At 73.2% G+C, this 17040-nt stretch carries 14 protein-coding genes; 8 read left to right on the top strand and 6 right to left on the bottom strand.

Going from position 1 to position 17040, the window contains the following annotated elements:
- Positions 1 to 551: 551 nt before the first annotated feature.
- From J7I94_RS38090 to J7I94_RS02550, 3 genes are all read left to right on the top strand, one after another.
- Positions 552 to 1136: a glycoside hydrolase family 3 N-terminal domain-containing protein gene (locus tag J7I94_RS38090; RefSeq protein ID WP_251074554.1), complete on the top strand. Its 585-nt coding sequence runs from the start codon at positions 552 to 554 to the stop codon at positions 1134 to 1136.
- Entirely contained in the window at positions 1136 to 2974 is a 1839-nt protein-coding gene (locus tag J7I94_RS02545; protein ID WP_251074555.1) for a glycoside hydrolase family 3 protein, read from the top strand. The genes J7I94_RS38090 and J7I94_RS02545 overlap by 1 nt, the downstream gene beginning before the upstream one ends.
- Before the next feature lie 499 nt (positions 2975 to 3473).
- Positions 3474 to 5309: a gamma-glutamyltransferase family protein gene (locus J7I94_RS02550; RefSeq protein WP_215164801.1), complete on the top strand. Its 1836-nt coding sequence runs from the start codon at positions 3474 to 3476 to the stop codon at positions 5307 to 5309.
- A gap of 94 nt (positions 5310 to 5403) precedes the next feature.
- On the opposite strand, the gene J7I94_RS02555 is transcribed toward J7I94_RS02550, so the two are convergent.
- The 3 genes from J7I94_RS02555 to J7I94_RS02565 form a co-directional block, all read right to left on the bottom strand.
- Positions 5404 to 5898, bottom strand: coding sequence for a nitrate reductase molybdenum cofactor assembly chaperone (locus J7I94_RS02555; protein ID WP_215164802.1), 495 nt, complete (start codon positions 5896 to 5898; stop codon positions 5404 to 5406).
- Between the two features lie 121 nt (positions 5899 to 6019).
- Complete coding sequence (locus J7I94_RS02560) at positions 6020 to 6832, bottom strand: SAM-dependent methyltransferase (protein WP_215164803.1); 813 nt, start codon at positions 6830 to 6832, stop codon at positions 6020 to 6022.
- A 65-nt stretch (positions 6833 to 6897) separates the two neighbouring features.
- Positions 6898 to 7764, bottom strand: coding sequence for a helix-turn-helix transcriptional regulator (locus J7I94_RS02565; protein WP_215164804.1), 867 nt, complete (start codon positions 7762 to 7764; stop codon positions 6898 to 6900).
- 138 nt (positions 7765 to 7902) lie between these two features.
- On the opposite strand from J7I94_RS02565, the gene J7I94_RS02570 reads away from it, so the two are divergent.
- The 3 genes from J7I94_RS02570 (at position 7903) to J7I94_RS02580 (ending at position 11210) form a co-directional block, all read left to right on the top strand.
- Complete coding sequence (locus tag J7I94_RS02570; protein WP_215164805.1) at positions 7903 to 8208, top strand: 4a-hydroxytetrahydrobiopterin dehydratase; 306 nt, start codon at positions 7903 to 7905, stop codon at positions 8206 to 8208.
- Between the two features lie 5 nt (positions 8209 to 8213).
- Positions 8214 to 8954, top strand: a complete 741-nt coding sequence (locus J7I94_RS02575; protein ID WP_215164806.1) for a class I SAM-dependent methyltransferase — start codon at positions 8214 to 8216, stop codon at positions 8952 to 8954.
- Positions 8955 to 9326: 372 nt separating this feature from the next.
- On the top strand, positions 9327 to 11210 hold the full coding sequence (locus J7I94_RS02580) for a rhamnogalacturonan lyase (RefSeq protein ID WP_215164807.1): 1884 nt from the start codon (positions 9327 to 9329) through the stop codon (positions 11208 to 11210).
- 82 nt (positions 11211 to 11292) lie between these two features.
- Here the strand turns inward: J7I94_RS02580 and J7I94_RS02585 are convergent, their stop codons facing one another.
- Positions 11293 to 11544: a hypothetical protein gene (locus tag J7I94_RS02585; protein ID WP_215164808.1), complete on the bottom strand. Its 252-nt coding sequence runs from the start codon at positions 11542 to 11544 to the stop codon at positions 11293 to 11295.
- 146 nt (positions 11545 to 11690) lie between these two features.
- Entirely contained in the window at positions 11691 to 12281 is a 591-nt protein-coding gene (locus J7I94_RS02590; RefSeq protein ID WP_215164809.1) for a TetR/AcrR family transcriptional regulator, read from the bottom strand.
- A 160-nt stretch (positions 12282 to 12441) separates the two neighbouring features.
- Between J7I94_RS02590 and J7I94_RS02595 the strand changes: the two genes are divergently transcribed.
- Positions 12442 to 13368 carry a chlorophyllase gene (locus J7I94_RS02595; protein WP_215164810.1) on the top strand — a complete coding sequence of 309 codons (927 nt, stop codon included), beginning with the start codon at positions 12442 to 12444 and terminating at the stop codon, positions 13366 to 13368.
- A gap of 26 nt (positions 13369 to 13394) precedes the next feature.
- Positions 13395 to 14231: an LLM class flavin-dependent oxidoreductase gene (locus J7I94_RS02600; protein ID WP_215164876.1), complete on the top strand. Its 837-nt coding sequence runs from the start codon at positions 13395 to 13397 to the stop codon at positions 14229 to 14231.
- A gap of 63 nt (positions 14232 to 14294) precedes the next feature.
- Here J7I94_RS02600 and J7I94_RS02605 read toward each other — a convergent pair whose 3' ends face one another.
- Positions 14295 to 16937 (bottom strand): cellulose binding domain-containing protein, encoded by a 2643-nt coding sequence (locus J7I94_RS02605; RefSeq protein ID WP_215164811.1) that lies wholly within the window; start codon positions 16935 to 16937, stop codon positions 14295 to 14297.
- Positions 16938 to 17040 lie beyond the last annotated feature (103 nt).

Here is a 17040-nt window from a genome sequence, read left to right on the forward strand (position 1 = left end):
CCACGTGAGATGACCTCTAAATACGCAAAGAGCGACAGCCCGACGCATCACCCGATGCGTCGGGCTTCTGTCTGTCTTGTGAATGCAGACCATCCAGGGCGTCGATATGGGGCGTTCCGGCGGTCCGTTTCAATTGAAATTTTAGTGCGCCATTCAATTCAAGCGGAGGAAACCCGCTGGTCAGGAAGCATTTTGAACAGGGGGTGCAGGAGGCTTGACCCCACGTCGGAACAGGTCATAGTTTCCAGCCTGCTGGGAAGAACTTCGTGGCCGAATACGGCTGTGGCGTCGGGATCTCATCGTGGGATGCGGTGAGGAATCTTTCGTCCAGAAGCGAGAAACCGGAAAGCGTCCCTTTTGGGTTCCGCGACCACCCGGCAGCTCCGAGAGCCCACCGATCCGGGGCCGGCCGTGACCTGACCCCTCGGCCGGCCTCACCTCCCCCCCCACCCGCGGCGGCGCGTCGTACAGCCGCCATGTCAGTCCGGAGAGCCGCAGTGAACCGACGAACGTTCCTATCCGCCGCAGCCTTCACGGCCCTGGCCGCGAGCATGGCCCCCGCGGTCACCGACCGCGCGGTAGCCGCGCCGGATTCCGCCGCGCAGGACCGGGCCGCCGAACTGCTCGCCCGTATGACGGCCGCCGAGAAGGAGGCCCTCGTACGCTGCGACTTCGCCGCCGTCGCCCACCTGGGCATCCCCGCCCTCACCATGGTCGACGCCTCGGCTGGGCTGCGCGGCGAGACGGGCGTCACCGCCTTCCCCGTCCCCGTCGCCCAGGCGGCCACCTTCGACGAGGCACTCGCGGGCCGGATCGGCGAGGCCATCGGCGCCGAGGGCCGGGCCAAGGGCTACGACAACGCCCTCGGTCCCACCATCGACCTGACCCGCACCTGGCACTTCGGCCGTCAGGCCGAGGCCATGGGCGAGGACCCGGTGCTCGCCGGACGCCTGGGCGCCGCTCTCACCGTGGCCATCCAGTCCCAGTACATGGCGGCCACCGTCAAGCACTTCGCCGCGTACACCCAGGAAGTCGACCGCTTCTTCATCGACATCGCGGTCTCGGACCGAGCCCTGCACGAGTACTACCAGGCGCCCTTCCGGCGCGTGATCGCACGGCCCCCGCCACCTCGGTGATGATGGCCTACCCGAAGATCAACGACACCTTCGCGACGCGGCACCCGGGCCTGTTCGACGACTTGAAGCAGTCGATGGGCCTCCAGGGCCACACCGTGCCCGACTTCTGGGCCGGGGACGACCAGGTGGCCGCCGCGCGGGCAGGCATGGACCTCGCCGGACTCGGCCCCGGCGCCGTCCAGATCCCGGCGGGTGCCCTCACTGGCGGCGCGATACCGGCCGCCCGGCTCGACGACGCGGCCCGTCGCATCCTCGTCACCATGTTCGCGAACGGCCTCTTCGACCATCCTGTCCCGGCGCCCGCGGCCAATGTCAGCACGCAGGCGCACAAGGACCTCGCCCACGAGGCGGCCGTCGCCTCCACGGTGCTCCTGGCCAACCGCTCGGCGGCACTGCCCCTCACCAGCGCCGTGAAGTCGCTGGCCGTCATCGGCCCGGCGGGCTCCGACACCTTCACCGGCGTGTCCGGCTCCACCTACGTCGATCCCGGGACGTGGACCACCCCGCTCGACGCGATCCGGGCCCGCGCCGGAGACTCGGTCAAGGTCACGCACGCCCAGGGAACCAAGGGCGACCTCCCCCTCGCCGTGGTTCCCTCCACCGTGCTGCGCACAGCTGCCGGCGCGGCCGGGCTGACGGCGAGCTACTACGCCAGCGCCGACGGCACCGGTACACCGGTCACGACCCGCACCGACGCCACCGTCGACTTCACCACCGTCCCCGTCGAGGGCCTTCCGTCGGTTTGGTCGGCCAAGTGGACCGGCACGCTGACCCCGACCACCACCGGTCTGCACCGTTTCTCGCTGCTGCCGTCGGGGACGACCAGGCTGAAGATCGACGGTGAGACGGTCGTCTCCGGCACCCGGCAGATGGCCCGCTTCTTCCTCGGCCCCTACGACTATCCGCTCCAGGGGACCGCCGAACTGACCGCCGGACGTGCCGTCACCGTGGAGATCACCTACAACAACGCCGCCGCGGAGACCGGCACCTGCGGCCTGACCTTCGGCTGGCAGCCGGAGTCCCTCGTCCCCGCCGCGGTGACGGCGGCCCGCGCGGCCGACGCGGCCGTCGTCTTCGTCAACCGGGTCGCCGGCGAGGGCATGGACCACGAGGGGTACGCCCTGCCCGGCGACCAGGACCAGCTCATCGAGGCCGTGGCCGCCGCCAACCCGCGCACGATCGTCGTACTCAACACCGACGGGCCCGTCGAGACCCCTTGGCTCGACGACGTGGAGGCGGTGGTCCAGACGTGGTACGGGGGCCGCGGCGCGGGTACCGCCCTGGCCGCCGTCCTGTTCGGCGACAGCGACCCGGCCGGCCGCCTCCCGGTGACCTTCCCCACCGACGCCACCCAGGGGCCCGGCACCACCCCCGCCACCTACCCCGGCACGAGCGGAACTGTCGCCTACGACGAGGGCATCGCCGTCGGCTACCGCTTCTACGACGCCGAGAACCAGGACCCCCGCTTCCCCTTCGGCCACGGCCTGTCCTACACCACGTTCGCCCACGGCTCCCTGGAAGCGACGTACGACGCAACCACCGAGCAGGTCACCGTCGAGGTCACCGTGGCCAACACCGGACAGCGTCCAGGCACCGAGGTCCTCCAGGTCTACGCCACACTTCCCGCCGCGGCTGCGGCGGAACCGCGCCGCCTGGTCGCGTTCCAGAAGGTCACGCTCCCCGCAGCCGGCGCGAAACGGCTCAGCCTGGCGATCCCGGTCCAGGACCTCACCGTCTGGAAGCCGGGAGCGATGACGCTCGTCCCGGGGCTCTACACCTTCGCGACGGCGCGTTCGTCCCGTGACGTCACCGCACAGCGGACCGTCACACTCGGTTGACCTCGGTCGGCACCCCCGGCGTCGGCGGCTCGTGCGACCTCTCCACGTCGAGTGAACGCCGCACGAGCCGCCGCCCGGGGATCCCGCCCCGACACCTCGCACATCGCTCCAGCCACCCTCCCTCCGAACGCCTCCTTCACCGTCGACCCCGCGATCAGGGAGGTCGCCGAACGGCATCCGGCCTCGGCTCATCGCTTGACACGCAACGGCGGCACCGCCGGGACCGGCCCCGGACACTCCGCAAGCCAAGGGCCGGCCATCCGATCGCCGGCCGGATCCCGGAAGGGGGGACGCGTTCGGCCTGGTGAGGAGGGTGGCGCCGGTCGGGGGCGGGCATTTACCCTGCGTGCGGCAGTGGCCGACACCGGCAGCCTGACCCGGTGGCTCGAGGCGGGCAACGTGGAGGAGATGGTTTCGCGCTCGTTTCCCCGAGATCCTCCCCAGCGGCCCGCTCCGCTGTCCCACAGCCCTTCGACGTACACACACCCCGAGGTCAGGTATGCACTTCACGACTCGCCCCACCCTGAGCGGAACCTTCGGCATGGTGTCCTCCACCCACTGGCTGGCCTCCGGCGCCGCCATGGCCGTACTGGAGGACGACGGCAACGCCTTCGACGCGGCGGTCGCCGCGGCGTTCACGCTGCACGTCGTGGAACCGCACCTGAACGGCCCGGCGGGTGAGGTGCCGGTCGTCCTGGCCCCCGCCGGGTCCGCGCCCCGGGTGCTGTGCGGCCAGGGGCCCGCGCCGGCCGGAGCGAGCATCGCCCACTACACCTCCCTCGGCCTCGACCTGGTCCCCGGCACCGGCCCGCTGGCCGCCGCCGTGCCCGGCGCGTTCGACGCCTGGCTGCTGCTCCTGCGCGACCACGGCACCAAGTCCCTCGCGGACGTACTGAAGTACGCCATCGGGTACGCCGAGCACGGGCACCCGGCGGTCGAACGGGTCGGGGCGACGGTCGAGACGGTCCGGGAGCTGTTCGAGACGGAGTGGACCACCTCCGCCGAGGTCTACCTCCCCGGTGGCCGGCCCCCGGCACCGGGCGCCCTGCTGAAGAACCCGGCGCTGGCGGCGACGTGGCGGCGGCTGCTGACCGAGGCGCGGGCCGCCGTCGCCCCGGGCGCCGTCGGCTCCGCGCGCCGGGAGGCCGAGATCGAGGCGGCCCGCCGCACCTGGCGGGAGGGCTTCATCGCCGACGCGCTCGCCGACTTCGCCGCCCGGCCCGTCATGGACACCTCCGGCGAACGGCACGCGGGCACCCTCACCGGCGACGACCTCGCCGCGTACACCGCGCACTACGAGGAGCCGGTCACCCACACTTGGAACGGCTGGACCGTCGCCAAGGCCGGCCCCTGGAGCCAGGGCCCGGCCCTGCTCCAGCAACTCGCCCTGCTGGACGACGACTTCGGCACACCGGGCAGCGGCGCGGCGTACGGGAGCGCCGCGTACGTGCACACCCTCGTCGAGGGCACCAAGCTGGCGATGGCCGACCGCGAGGCCTGGTACGGCGACGCCGAGGGCGCCGACGTACCCCTGCGCACGCTGCTGTCGCCGGAGTACAACGCGGGGCGGCGGGCGCTGATCGACGCCCGGCAGGCCTCGTACGAGCTGCGGCCCGGCAGTCCCGACGGGCGTACGCCCCGGCTGCCGGCGGCCGCCTCCCCGGACGCGGACCCGAGCGTGGCCGTGACGCCCGGCGCGGGGGAGCCGACCGTCGCCCGGGACGGCGCCACCCGCGGCGACACCTGCCACGTCGACGTCGTCGACCGCTGGGGCAACATGGTCTCGGCCACGCCCAGCGGGGGCTGGCTCCAGTCCAACCCCGTCGTGCCCGCCCTCGGCTTCCCGCTGGGCACCCGGCTCCAGATGACCTGGCTGGAGCCCGGCCTGCCGAACTCCCTGACCCCCGGCCGCCGCCCCCGCACCACCCTCACCCCCTCCCTCGCCCTGCGCGACGGGGTGCCGGTGCTCGCCTTCGGCACACCCGGCGGCGACCAGCAGGACCAGTGGAGCCTGCACTTCCTGCTCGCCGTGGCCCTGCGCGAGAAGTTCCGCGGCGGCTACGACCTGCAGGGCGCGATAGACGCCCCGAACTGGCACACCGAGAGCTTCCCGTCGTCGTTCTACCCGCGTCTCATGGACCCGGGCTCGGTCGTCCTGGAATCCCGCTTCGGCGACGACGTGATCGCCGGCCTGCGCCGCCGCGGGCACCGCGTCACGGTCTCCGGCCCCTGGTCGGAGGGGCGGCTGTGCGCGGTCGCCCGCGACCCGGAGACGGGGGTGCTGTCGGCGGCGGCGAACCCGCGCATGATGCAGGGGTACGCCGTCGGGAGGTAGCGGGGCGACGACGCCCGCGTCCCGTTGCCGTCGTCGCTGTCGCTGTCGCTGTCGTCGCCGTCCGGAGTGTGCGGCGCGGCCCCGAGCGCGGAGGTCACCGCCGCGCGCCGGCGGTCCCGGGCGGCAGGGTCGCGCACACCGCGTCCAGGACGCACGCGTACGGCGTGCCGAGGGCGGTGAGCCGGGAGCGGAGCCGCTCCAGGGCGTCGTGGTGCTCGACGAGCAGCCCGGTGTCGCCGGTGCGGGAGGCCAGCTCCAGCACGGCGGGCAGGAAGTCGGGCCGTTGCCCGTCGGCGCACTCCAGCCCGTGGGCGCGGTACCGCTCCTCGAAGCGGGCCGGGGACACCGCGCGCCGCCGGGTGTCGCCCTCGCCCCACCAGCCGAGATGGAGGAGGCGCGGGGTGCCGGAGCCGAAGACCTCGGCGTAGTGGGCCTGGAGGTCCGGCGGGGTCGTCACCGCCGCGTGGTCGGCGAACCCCCGCAGTTGCGGCGCGGCTTCGCGCAGCAGCGGCAGCCGGTCCCGGAGGCCGTCGTCCGGGTATGTCAGACAGAGCGCCGCCGCCTGGTACAGCACTGCGAAACCGGGCATCGAACCTCCCTCGCCGGCCCCGGTTCACGAACCTAGGGCCGGGCGGGGGAGCGCACCCGTTCACGGCGCCCGTACGGGTCCCCCCCCGCGAGGGCGTCCCCGGGAGACGCCCTCGACGGCGTCAGGGCTTGCGGGCCACCCCCGCGTACACCGGCACGATGCCCTCCGCCTGCACCGCCACGTCCTCCGGCTCCGGGCGCCACCCGGTCACCGGGATCACGCCGGGACCCAGCAGCTCCAGCCCCTCGAAGAACCGCGCGAACTCGGCCAGCGGACGCGGGTAGAACGGTGTGCCGCCGCGGGCGAACAGGGCGGCGGCCTTGCCGACGGCCTCCGGGTTCAGGTCCGCGGTGACCTGCGACAGGATCAGGAAGCTGCCCGGGGCGAGGGCGTCGACGTACCGCTTCAGCAGGCCGTGCGCGTCGTCGCCGTCGGCCGCGTCACCGAGGTAGTGGGTCAGGGCCACCAGTGACAGGGCGACCGGCCGGCCGAGGTCCAGGGACTCGCCCGCCGCCCCCAGGACCGTCTCCGGGTCGCGGACGTCGGCGTGCACGTAGTCGGTGGAACCCTCGGCGGAGCCGTGCAGCAGCGCCTCGGCGTGCCGCAGCACGATCGGGTCGTTGTCCGCGTACACCACCCGGCACTCGGGTGCGACGTCCTGCGCCACCTGGTGCAGGTTGGGCTGGGTCGGGATGCCGGTGCCGATGTCGAGGAACTGCCGGATGCCGGCCTGGGCGGCGGTACGGACCGCGCGGTGCATGAACCGGCGGTTGGCGCGGGCGCCGCGCACCGCCGTCTCGTCGGCGGCGAGGATCTTGCGGGCCAGTTCCTCGTCCACCGGGTAGTTGTCCTTGCCGCCCAGCCACCAGTCGTAGACACGGGCGGGGTGCGGCCGGCTGGTGTCGATGGCGGGCACGGCGTCGGGTCGGGTCATGCGCGGCGGTCTCCTCGTAATGCGACGGTGGGTGCGGGGCTTCCGCGTGCGGGGCGGCGGACCGGTCAGCAGCGCTCGCGGTACTCGCGCAGGATCTTCTGGGTGCGCTGGGCGGAGGCGGCCAGCGCCGTCATGTGGTCCAGCACCTCCAGGTGCGTGGAGACCTCGTCCCGGGAGTCCAGGTACAGGGCGCCGGTCAGGTACTCGGTGAACACCATGTCGGGCAGCTCCGGTTCCGCGAACCGGAACAGCGTGAACGGCGCGTACGTCCCCGGGTGCGGGCCGGTGGAGAACTCGGCGACCTGGAGGGTCACCCGCTCCCGGCCGGCGAAGTCCAGCAGCTTGTCGAGCTGTTCGCGCATGACCCGGCCGTCGGCGCTCACCGGGCGGCGCAGCACCGTCTCGTCCATGACCACCCACAGGTGCGGCGGCTGCTCGCGCTCCAGCAGCGCCTGCCGCTCCATGCGCAGCGCCACGTGCCGCTCGACGGCGCCCTCGTCGGAGCTGTTGCCGATGGTCCCGGTCTCCAGCACGGCCCGCGCGTACTCCTCGGTCTGGAGCAGCCCCGGCACGAAGTGCGGCTCGTAGGACCGGATGATGCGGGCGGCGCCCTCCAGGCTCACGTACAGGCTGAACCACTCGGGCAGCACGTCGTGGTACCGCTGCCACCAGCCGGGCCGGTTCGCCTCCTCGGCGAGGTCGACGAAGGACGACACCTCGCCGTCGGGCACTCCGTAGGCGGTCAGCAGGATCTGGACGTACGGGATCTTCAGCGCGACCTCGGCCGTCTCCATCCGCCGTACGGTGGCCGGGGCCACCCGCAGCACCTTCGCGGCGGCCTCGCGGCTCAGTCCGGATCTCTCGCGCAGCTCCTGGAGCCGCTTCCCCAGCACCACCTGACCCACGGTGGGTGCGGGCCTACGGTCACTCACGCCACGCCCCTCCAACGCGCCGAAGTACTTCACCAGTCTTTCACGTCACCCTGCCCGCTCCACAAGGGAGGTCCGGCGGCGGGGGCTGTGGCAGGCTGGGCGGGAGACCCGTCCGGCACCCAGGAAGGAGCGCGGCCCATGCCCGTCGAGCCGCTGTCGCACCAGGACATCGAGGACCGGCTGGCCTCACTGCCGGGGTGGTCGCTCGACGGCGACCGCCTCACCCGCTCCTACCGGCTCGCCTCGCACACCGCGGCCACCGCGATGGTCGTGCACATCGCCCAGGTCCAGGAGGAACTCGACCACCACTCCGACCTGACCCTGGGCTACAACACGGTGTCGCTCAGCGTGCACACGCACAGCGCGGGCGGCGCGGTGACGGAGAAGGACTTCGAGCTGGCCCGCCGGGTCGAGGATCTGGCCGGGGGCCACGGGGCACACTGACCTGTGTGCTGGACTACGACAAGGAAGCGGAGCGGTACGACGCCGCGCGCGGCGGTGAGCCCCGGGCCGCCGCCGCTGCCGAGGCCGTACTGAGTCTCGTCCCGGCCGGTGCGCGCCGTCTGCTCGACGCGGCCTGCGGCACCGGGATCGTCACCCGGCGCCTCGCGGCGGCCCGCGCGGGGCTGCGGGTGACCGGCGTCGACCTCGCCCCCGCCATGGTCCGGCGGGCCGCGGCCCGGCTGCCCGGCGCGGTGGTGCGCGCCGACGGCCGCCGACTGCCGTTCACCGGCCGGGCGTTCGACGCGGTGAGCAGCGTATGGCTGCTCCACCTGGCCGGCACGGACGACGACGCGCGGACCGTCGTCGGGGAGTGCGCCCGGGTGCTGCGGCCCGGCGGGGTGTACGTGACCACGGTCGACAAGGGCCCCTCGCACAACGTGGGCAGCGACATCGACGCCGTCCTCGCCGCCCGTCCGCCCAGCCCCGTCCGGGACGCCGCCGGGACCGTCGAGGCGTACGCCCGCGAGCACGGGCTGTTCCCGGCGGGGCGGGCCCGGTTCACCGGCCTGGGCCAGGGCCGCAGCCCTCGCCGCACCATCGCGGACCTGCGGCGCGGCTGGTTCATGACGCTCCCGCCGGAGGGCCCGCTCGCCGACCGTTTCGCCGACCGCCTCGCCGCCCTGCCCGACCAGGACCGGCCCCGGCCCGACCCGGTGTTCACACTCCTGGCGTTCGAGAAGCCCTGACCGGCAGGACACGGCGAAGCGGACGCCTGCCGGCTCTACGGCCACCTTCCGCGGTGGGCACGCCATCTTCGCGCCCCGCGCCCCCGCCGAGCGGCCCGGGCGCGCCGCGCCTCTGGCCGGCAGCGCTCCGTCCTCGTCGCTCCGCGCGAGGAACCCGGCCGCCTCGCCCGTCAGCCGGCGCACCCCGGTCGTCGACGGCGGCACCGTCGCCGCCGGGCCGCTCGGCGGGCCGGTGGAGACCGCGGCCGGTCACTTCCCGCGCGGAGCCCGCCCCGCCCCCGGAAACGACCCGGCAACTTCCGTGCCACCGGCGGCGACTGAGGGGAAAACACCGGGAGCACCCCCTCCCGGCCCCCTCAGGAGGCAGTCCCCATGAAGCACCCGCACCGGCGCGGCAGACACCGCGTCCGCGCCCGCGTCCTCGTCCCCGCCCTCGCCGCGGCCCTGGCCCTGGCCGGCGCCGGGCTGACCGCGCTCACCGCCGACACCGCCGACGCCGCGACCGCCCGGCAGGTCGAGGCGCTGGACCGGGGCGTCGTCAGCGTCCACACCTCGGCCGGCAACCTGGTCAGCTGGCGCTGGCTGGGCACCGACCCGAACGACGTGTCCTTCAACGTCTACCGGGCCGGTACGAAGGTCAACTCCAGCCCGGTCACCGGCTCGACGAACTACTTCCACTCCGGCGCCCCGGAACAGGCCGACTACACCGTCCGCGCGATCGTGAACGGCGTCGAACAGGCCGACTCGGTCAACGCCGTCCAATTCCGCGCCGGTTACAAGGACGTCCCCATCAGCCCGCCCGCCGGCGGCACCACCCCCGACGGCGTCGCCTACACCTACGAGGCCAACGACGCCTCCGTCGGCGACCTCGACGGCGACGGCGCCCTGGACATCGTCCTGAAGTGGCAGCCCACCAACGCCAAGGACAACTCCCAGTCCGGCTACACCGGCAACACGGTCGTCGACGGCATCAAGCTCGACGGCACCCGCCTGTGGCGGATCGACCTCGGCAAGAACATCCGTTCCGGCGCCCACTACACCCAGTTCCAGGTGTACGACTACGACGGCGACGGCAAGGCCGAGGTCGCGATGAAGACCGCCGACGGCACGACCGACGGCACCGGCGCGGTGATCGGCAGCTCCTCGGCCGACTACCGCAACTCCTCCGGCTACATCCTGTCCGGCCCCGAGTACCTGACCATGTTCAACGGCCAGACCGGCAAGGCGATGGGCACCGTCGACTACGTCCCGGCCCGCGGCACCGTCTCCTCCTGGGGCGACTCCTACGGCAACCGCGTCGACCGCTTCCTGGCCGGCACGGCCTACCTGGACGGCGCCCGCCCCTCCCTCATCATGGCCCGCGGCTACTACACCCGCAGCGTGATCGCCGCCTGGGACTGGCGGAACGGCGCCTTCACCCGCCGCTGGACCTTCGACACCAGCTCCTCCACCAACAGCGGCAAGGGCTACGACGGCCAGGGCTCGCACAGCCTCTCCGTCGGGGACGTCGACAACGACGGCAAGGACGAGGTCGTCTACGGCTCGATGGCGGTGGACGACAACGGCAACGGCCTGTGGACCGCGAAGACCGGGCACGGCGACGCCCAGCACCTGGCCGACCTCGACCCGTCCACGTCGGGCCTGGAGTACTTCAAGGTCTCCGAGTCCACCTCCCAGCCCGCCGAGGTCTACCTCGACCCGGCGAGCGGCGCGGTCCGCTGGAAGCTCGACGCCTGCTGCGACAACGGCCGGGGCGTGGCCGGTGACGTCTACGCGGGCAACGACGGGGCCGAGGTCTGGTCCGCCTCCGACACCTACATCCGCGACGAGGCGGGCGCGACCAAGGGCCGCGAGCCGTCCTCGGCCAACTTCCTGTCCTGGTGGGACGGCGACACCGTCCGCGAACTCCTGGACGGCACCCACATCGACAAGTACGGCACCTCCTCCGACACCCGCCTGCTCACCGGCTCCGGCGTCGCCTCCAACAACGGCACCAAGGCGACCCCGGTGCTCTCCGGCGACATCCTCGGCGACTGGCGCGAGGAGGTCGTCTGGCGCACCAGCTCCAACACGGCGCTGAGGATCTACTCGACGCCCGTGGAGACCAGCACGAAGATCACGACCCTGCTGCACGACACGATGTACCGCACGGGTCTGGCCTGGCAAAATAGCGGTTACAACCAGCCCCCGCACCCGAGCTTCTTCCTCGGCAACGGGATGGCGACCGCGCCGCGGCCGACGGTGTACACGCCGTAGCCGCCGCTCCCCGGCCGCCGGTCCTCCCGCCCCGGGGACCGGTGGCCGGTGCACCACCCATGGACAGTCGTCCCAGGCGCCGCTACGAGGTGACCTCCGCGCTGTCCTGACCGTTCGCCGGTCGCGTGACCACCGTGTGGATCCATTTCCGGGACAGTCCCAGGCGGGCGGCGAGCACGTCCACGCTCACTCCCCGGCCGTGGGCGGCGCGCAGCGCGTCGTCCCGGAGCCGTCTCCACCGCACGACCGCCCGCCGCCCCGCCGTCGCTCTCTCCGTCAGCACGGCCAGCGTCACCAGTACCTCGCCCAGCGCGCTGTCCCACCGCTGCCGCATACGGCTCCCTTCGCCGACCCGAACCCGCCGCGTGTACCCACCACGGTCGAGTGCCGCGGAGGCGGCCCACAAGAGCGCGGGGGAGGCGTGCGAGAGCCCGCGCGTTCCGGGTGTGCGCGAGGGCGGAACCGGTGGGGCCGGCGCGGTCAGTGGGGCTGCCGCAGCCCCGCGACGAGCAGCCGGACCATCCGGCGCGCGTCGTAGCGGTCGTCGCTCTCCGCGCCGACGCAGAGGTTCCCCACGCCGCGCATCAGCGTGTACGCCTCAAGGCCGGGCGCGATCTCGCCCGCCTCCTCGGCCGCCGCCAGCAGCCGGGCGCACACGGGGGCGAGGCGGTCGAGGAAGGAGGCGTGCAGCGCCTGGAACGCGGGGTCGTCGGAGTTCAGCACGGCGGCGAGGCCGTGCTTGGTGACCAGGAAGTCGGCGAACAGGTCCACCCACCGCCCCAGGGCCTCGTACGGCGTCGGGCAGCTCTCCAGCAGGGCAGGGCCGGCCTCGGCACACGCCTCGATCTGGTGCCGGTACACGGCGACGACCAGGTCGGCGCGGGTCGGGAAGTGCCGGTAGACCGTGCCCGTGCCGACGCCGGCCTCGGCCGCGATGTCCCGGACCGGCGCGTCCACGCCCGACCTGACGAAGACCGCGGCGGCCGCGTCCAGCAGCGTCCGCTGATTGCGCCGGGCGTCCGCCCGCCTGGGCCGGGCCGCGCGCTCCGCGCCCTGCTCGCCGTCGTTCACCGCGTCGCTCCCTCCACCGCCTCTTGCAAAGCGGAACAGTGTTCCGTATCGTCGTCGTAACGGAACAAGGTTCCGCTTGTTCCATCATGCCGGACGGACGCCTCGGCCACCAAGCCGCGCCTCCGCATCCGCTCCCCTCGCGTGCACGAAAGGCACCTCCATGTCCGCGTACCAGCCGACCACCGCCCCCTCCCCGGTCGTCTCCGTGAAGCCCGTCGTGCTCCCCGCCCCCGGCCGCGGCGACGACCTCCAGGTCCAGGTCTCCGCCCCCGTCACCGGCCGTGACCTGCCGGTCGTGGTCCTCTCGCACGGCTACGGCGGCTCGATGGACAGCTACGCCCCGCTGGCCGACCACTGGGCCGCGCACGGCTTCGTCGTCCTGCGCCCCACCCACCTCGACTCCCGCCGCCTCGCCCTGCCCGCCGACGACCCCCGCACCCCGCTGATCTGGCGCACCCGCGTCGAGGACCTCACGCGGGTCGTCGACCACCTCCCCGACCTGGAGGCCGCCGTCCCGGGCCTCGCCGGGCGGGTCGACCGCGGCCGGGTCGCCGTGGCCGGACACTCCTGGGGCGCCCAGTCGGCGAGCATGCTGCTGGGGGCCCGGGTCCTCGACGCCGACGGCGTCCCCGGCGAGGACCTGTCCGACCCACGGGTCACGGCGGGCCTCCTGTTCGCCCTGCCCGGGCGCGGCGGCGCCGACCTGTCCCCGTTCGCGGCCGAGAACTTCTCCTTCATGAACCCCTCCTTCGACGACATGACCGCCCCGGCCCTCCTGGTCGCCGGCGACCACGACGACTCCGCGCTCTCCGTGCGGGGCCCGGACTGGTTCACCGACGCCTACGCGCTGAGCCCGAAGGACAAGACCCTGCTGACCCTGTTCGGCGCCGAGCACTCGCTGGGCGGCATAGCCGCGCACGAGCACACCGAGACCACCGACGAGAGCCCCGAGCGGGTCGCCCTGCTCCAGCGCCTCACCACTGCCTACCTGCGCAGCGCCCTCGACCCCGACGACCCGGCGTGGCGCGAGGCGAGCGCCGAACTGGCGGCCGGCGGGCAGCACCTGGGCCGCCTGGAGAGCAAGTAGCCGTGGCCGCCCCCAGCTTCGGCATCATGACCGCCCCCTCGCAGGTCGACTACGCCGACGTTCTGCGGGTCTGGCGCGAGGCCGACACCGTGCCCGGGATCGAGCACGCCTGGCTCTTCGACCACCTGTTGCCGATCTACGGCGACCCGAAGGGCGTCACCTACGAGGGCTGGACCCTGCTCTCCGCGCTCGCCGCGCAGACCAGCAGACTGCGCCTCGGTGTGATGGTCACCAGCAACCGGTTCCGTCCGCCCGCTGTCCTCGCCAAGATCGCCGCGACCGTCGACGTCGTCTCGGACGGCCGCCTGGACTTCGGCATCGGCGCCGGCTCCCGGCCCGACGTCCCGATGGCCCGGCGCGAGTACGAGGCGCACGGCCTGCCCTACCACGACGGGGCGCACGCCGTGCGCGCCCTCGCCGAGGCGTGCACGGTGATCCGGCGGCTGTGGACCGAGCCGGAACCGTTCGACTTCGACGGCGCCCACGTCAAGCTCAGCGGCGCGTACGGCAACCCCAAGCCCGTGCAGCGCCCGCACCCGCCGGTGCTCGTCGGCGGACGCGCCTCGGCGACCCTGCGGGTGGCCGCCGAACACGCCGACATCTGGAACTACCCAGGCGACGACGTCGAGGACGCCGTGGCGCGCGGCGCGATCCTGGACCGCCACTGCGCCGGCCTGGGCCGCGACCCGGCGACGATCACGCGCTCCCTCGTCCTGCCGGTCTCCTACGACGACCCCGCGCCCACCCGGGAGGCGATCGGCCGGGCGACCGAGGCCGGTTTCCGGCACCTCGTCCTGACGTTGCCGGCGCCCTACCCCGAGGGCGTCGCCCGGTGGCTCGCCGAGGAGGTCGTCGTGCGGTGAGCGACCGGGAGCGGGGCGTGCTCCCGCCGGAGAGCACGCCCCGCCCGTCACCCACGCGGTCGTTCAGCCGACCGCGCAGCTCTCGCCGCCCAGGGAGAAGGACGCCGGTTCCGCGTTGGTGCCCGACCACTCACCCGTGAAGCCGAACCCCACCGACGAACCGGCCGCCACGGCACCGTTCCAGCCGACGTTCCCCGCCGTGACCGTGGTCCCCGACACGGAGTGCTCGGCGTTCCACATCCGGCTCACCTTCTGCCCGTCCGGGAAGGACCAGTTCAGCGCCCAGCCGTTCCAGGCCGCCGTCCCGGTGTTGGTGAGCTTCACGTCCGCCTGGAAGCCGCCCGGCCACTGGTTGGTGACCGTGTACGTCACCGCGCAGGCACCCGCCGGCTCCGGCTCCGTTCCGGGGTCCGTGGCGGACGTGTCGCCGTAGACGATCCCCCGCCCGTTGGTCGCCACGTACACCCGCCCGTACACCCGGGGGTCGCCGGTGATGGCCGCCCCCGTCCAGCCCCACTGGTGGGCGTCGTCGTTGATCCGGGTCCAGGAGACGCCCTGGTCGGTGGAGCGGAAGACGCCCCGCACCCCGCCGATCTTCGCGCTGGTGTACAGCGTCTGGTACGAGGCGCCCGGCGCCGCCTTGCCGAAGCCGATGGTGTCGGCCTGCTCGACGTTCGGCAGTTCGGTGAAGCTCGCGCCGCCGTCCGTGGAGTGCCACAGGCCGTACGCCCCGTCCGAGGCACCGCCCGCCAGCCACACGTCCCCCCGCACACCGGGCAGCGCCTTGAACCGCACGCTGTCCCCGCTCGGCAGCCCGCTCGCCGCCGACGCCGAGAAGGTCGCGCCGCCGTCCGTACTGACGTAGAACGTCCCGGACTTGAAACCGTAGAAGGTGTCCGGGTCGACCCGGTCGGACTCGACGACCGCGCCGGCCGGGATGCCGCTCGACGCCTGCCAGGACGTGCCGAAGCCCGTCGTGTACTGCACACCGGTACCGGCCGGGCTCCACACGAACCGGCTCCCGTCGGCCGCCGCCGCGACCGTGCCGCCGCCGCTCACCCCCGACGGGTCGGTGCCGCCGAACCAGTTGGCGCCGTTGTCCGTGGAGAAGGCGATGTGCGGACCCGAGTCCAGGTTGCCGACGCGGACGACGGTGTCCGGGTTCGACTCGGCGTAGTCCAGGCTGGTGGAGGAGGTGAAGTCGGGCGAGGTGAACATCATCGACGGCACCTCGGTCAGGCTGGTGTGCCGGAAGCCGCCGATGTCACCGAGGGCGCTGAGCAGCGGGGCGCCCGACGGGGGAGCGGCGAGGTCGTTGACGGCCGTCTCCTCCAGCCCCCGCACCATCGGCGTGATGGTGAACTTGCTCCCGGCGTCCCAGTCGGTGAGGTTCTCCGTGCCGTAGACCGTGGCGCCGGTCCCGTACATCATCCGGTCGCTGTCGAACGGGTCGATCTCCAGCGACTCCGTCATCCACCCCAGCTTGGGTGTCTGCTCGGGCGGCGTCGGATTCGCGCCCCAGGTGAGCCACGGCGACGACGACACATCCATCGTGTAGCGGTTCTCGCGGTTCGGGTACGAGGTGTAGCTCCACGCCTGCGTCCAGGTGCCTCCGCTGTCCGTCGAGCGGAAGATCTGGGTGTCCGGCCACCAGGAGCTGTACGCCGTCGCCATCACCGTGCCGGGGTGCTGACGGTCGACGGTCAGCCCGCTGAACCCGTAGTAGGTGTCGGCCTCCGCGACCGGGCTGATGTCGGTCCAGGTGCCGGTCGCCGTCGCGTACCGGTACAGCCGGCCCTTGCCGCCGTCGTACGGGCCGCCCGTGTCGCTGTAGGCCAGGTACAGGTAGCCGTTCTCGGCGTCCAGGACACCCTTGTGGGCGAGGTACCCGGTCGGCTGCCCGGCGATCCGCTCCCAGGTGGCGCCCGCGTCCGTCGACCGGTAGACGGCGTTCTCCTTGTCGGCGACGCCGACGTAGATCGTCTTCGTCGCGGAACTCCCGCTGCCCGTCGACTCGTCGAAGGTGACCCAGGTGATGCCCTGGTTGTCGGAGGCGTAGCCGCTGGTGTCGCTCGGGTCCTGGGCGTAGTCGCCGGGGTTGGGGAAGGCGGTCACCTGGGACCAGGTGACGCCGGCGTCGGTCGACCGCCACAGGCCCTTGCCGCTGGGCGCGCCCAGGTACAGCACGTCGTTGTCGTGCGGGTCGACGGCCAGGCGCTCGCCCATGCCCCGGCCCGGCATGTTGCCGCCCAGCTTGAACGGCAGGTCCGTCTTCCGCCAGCTCGCGCCCCGGTCGGCGGAGCGCAGGACCGCGCCGTTGCCCGGGTCCCAGCTGTTGGTGTACGTGCCGACCGCCGCGTACACCCGGTCGGGGTCGACGGAGTCGGAGGCGATGCTGACGACACCGGTGTGTCCCCAGTCGTCCCAGCCGACGTGGTCGAGCAGCGGCGTCCAGGTCTTGCTCGCCTCCTGCCAGCGGTAGGCGCCGCCGATGTCGGTGCGGGCGTAGGCGAGGTCCTGCTCGCTGCGGTTGAAGACGATGCCGGGGACGAAGCCGCCCCCGTCGATCCGGGCGTTCTTCCAGGTGTAGGTGTCGGCGGCGACGGCCGCCTTCGGCGTCTGGGCGGCCAGCGCGGCGGGCGGCCCGCCGGTCAGCAGTCCGGCCGCGAGCGCCAGCGCGGCGGTGAGGATGCGGGTTCTTCGCACGGTGGGGGACCGTCCCTTTCGTCAGGGTGGGGGAGACGACGACCGGGCGGCCCCCAGTGCGGAGGGGAGCCGCCCGGCGCGGTACGCGGAGCTTTCAGCGGGG

The organism is Streptomyces sp. ISL-12, from assembly GCF_018614415.1.
In the GTDB taxonomy this organism is placed as follows: Bacteria; Actinomycetota; Actinomycetes; order Streptomycetales; family Streptomycetaceae; genus Streptomyces.

Excerpts from the sequence above, each read along its gene's own strand:
- J7I94_RS02580 (WP_215164807.1), top strand. The coding sequence starts at position 9,327 with ATGAAGCACCCGCACCGGCGCGGCAGACACCGCGTCCGCGCCCGCGTC.
- J7I94_RS38090 (WP_251074554.1), top strand. The coding sequence starts at position 552 with ATGGCCCCCGCGGTCACCGACCGCGCGGTAGCCGCGCCGGATTCCGCC.
- J7I94_RS02555 (WP_215164802.1), bottom strand. The coding sequence starts at position 5,898 with ATGCCCGGTTTCGCAGTGCTGTACCAGGCGGCGGCGCTCTGTCTGACA.
- J7I94_RS02595 (WP_215164810.1), top strand. The coding sequence starts at position 12,442 with ATGTCCGCGTACCAGCCGACCACCGCCCCCTCCCCGGTCGTCTCCGTG.
- J7I94_RS02585 (WP_215164808.1), bottom strand. The coding sequence starts at position 11,544 with ATGCGGCAGCGGTGGGACAGCGCGCTGGGCGAGGTACTGGTGACGCTG.
- J7I94_RS02560 (WP_215164803.1), bottom strand. The coding sequence starts at position 6,832 with ATGACCCGACCCGACGCCGTGCCCGCCATCGACACCAGCCGGCCGCAC.
- J7I94_RS02545 (WP_251074555.1), top strand. The coding sequence starts at position 1,136 with ATGATGGCCTACCCGAAGATCAACGACACCTTCGCGACGCGGCACCCG.
- J7I94_RS02600 (WP_215164876.1), top strand. The coding sequence starts at position 13,395 with ATGACCGCCCCCTCGCAGGTCGACTACGCCGACGTTCTGCGGGTCTGG.
- J7I94_RS02550 (WP_215164801.1), top strand. The coding sequence starts at position 3,474 with ATGCACTTCACGACTCGCCCCACCCTGAGCGGAACCTTCGGCATGGTG.
- J7I94_RS02570 (WP_215164805.1), top strand. The coding sequence starts at position 7,903 with ATGCCCGTCGAGCCGCTGTCGCACCAGGACATCGAGGACCGGCTGGCC.